We start from the raw sequence: 1,577 nt of genomic DNA on the forward strand, positions 1-1,577 counted from the left end.
AGATTCTGGTGGAAGTTACCAGTTGTTCTGGATATGTAGGAAAAATTGGTAATTAAATTCCAGAATCACTGGTAAGTCTTATCCAGAATCAGTGGTAAGTTTGAGCGGAATTGGTGGTAAGTTTGGACCAGAATACACAATTTATAAAAATCCTCGTGGCACTCGGTCAGTACAAGGGAAAATCAGCTACCGGGGTCCTTTACAACCTGGCGGTTCACTGCCCCGAATAAAGTTAGATCTTACAGACGATGAGGTTTTAACTCTTGATCCTGTCACCCGAGTAGTGCATCATCCCTACTCTGATAGACCTGAGGACGGAATATATGTCCAATGCTATTGTTTCGAGGAAGTCTTTGCCGAAAAGATCAGGGCATTGGTTGAGCGTTTGAGACCCCGGGATCTTTATGATGTGATTCATCTGTACCGACATGACAGTACGAAACACAGCCGTAACATTATCTTTAGCACACTCAAAAAGAAATGCGCTTTTAAAGGCATGCCGGTGCCAACGATGAATATTCTTGAAGGTAAGCCAGAACGTGCCGAATTAGAGGCTGAATGGGAAAACATGCTGGGACATCAGGTGCCTGCGTTACCTGCTTTTGAGCAATTCTGGCAGGAGCTTCCAGAACTATTCGAGTGGCTGTATCATGCTGTGGAAAAGGCTGTACCTCCTTCGATTCCGCTTATGGGCAAAGCGATCGATGAGTCTTGGTATCCACCTGCGATGGCCCAGGCCTGGCATACACCAACACCGCTTGAGGTAATACGCTCTGCTGCTGCGAACCGGCTGTGTGTAGATCTGACCTATCAAGGGAGCCGACGCCTGATTGAGCCGTATTCCTTGCGTCGTACACGTGATGGGAACTTGTTATTATATGCTGTAAAGCATAACACTGGAGAAGACAGGTCATACAGGGTTGATCGGATTCAAGGCGCTGAAGTTACAAAAGTTCCATTCACACCCAGATATATTGTTGAGCTGACCTCCTCAGGCCCGATTTCAGCTCCGCCAACTACACGGAGAACAAGTAGATCCGGAGTCATTAGACCTCAGGGAACTAAGACTCTTATAGAAGGACGAGAGGGTGGGCTCTAAGTTTTGGTCCAAAATATATTTTCAGATGTACGATTTGTGGAAATACAATGCGTCTTTAAACCCACATAAGAACAAACAAGGGTATCAATGCCCTGGCACCGTAGGCATGCATGTAACTACAAGATATTAGGTTTAATAAAGTCTTTTCTTCAACGGCAACCCTTGGAGGAGCGAAGGCACGGGCTTGCCTAACATGAGCTTGAAACTGGAATGCAATGAAGGTTTGGAGCGTCCCCTTGCGTGCTGAAATAACACCCCACCCCTTAAGCCTTTATGGGAAAGCTCGGCCAGTTCTATAAGGTGTCTTTTACCGCGAAGAGTGATCGCATCGGGAAACATGGCCATCTCCTGGTTAAAGAGGGTGCAGGATTTAACTTCAAGAACCGCCGGGTAGACCGGAGGAATCTCACCTCCAGTCCCCCGCAGATCCGTACGTGAGCCTCTCAACTCATACGGCTCGTGTCAGCCTTCCGCTTGC

At 47.2% G+C, this 1,577-nt stretch carries 2 protein-coding genes; one reads left to right on the top strand and one right to left on the bottom strand.

Annotated elements, in window-relative coordinates; all coding sequences use genetic code 11:
* The first annotated feature begins 100 nt into the window (after positions 1 to 100).
* Positions 101 to 1,099, top strand: coding sequence for a nucleotidyl transferase AbiEii/AbiGii toxin family protein (locus HW443_RS13475; RefSeq protein WP_258190523.1), 999 nt, complete (start codon positions 101 to 103; stop codon positions 1,097 to 1,099).
* Between the two features lie 132 nt (positions 1,100 to 1,231).
* On the opposite strand, the gene HW443_RS13685 is transcribed toward HW443_RS13475, so the two are convergent.
* The gene (locus tag HW443_RS13685) at positions 1,232 to 1,546 is read right to left on the bottom strand and encodes a DNA/RNA nuclease SfsA (protein WP_176232105.1); all 315 of its coding nucleotides are present in this window, start codon (positions 1,544 to 1,546) and stop codon (positions 1,232 to 1,234) included.
* Positions 1,547 to 1,577 lie beyond the last annotated feature (31 nt).

This window comes from Candidatus Hakubella thermalkaliphila, from assembly GCF_013281975.1.
GTDB lineage: Bacteria > Actinomycetota > Humimicrobiia > Hakubellales > Hakubellaceae > Hakubella > Hakubella thermalkaliphila.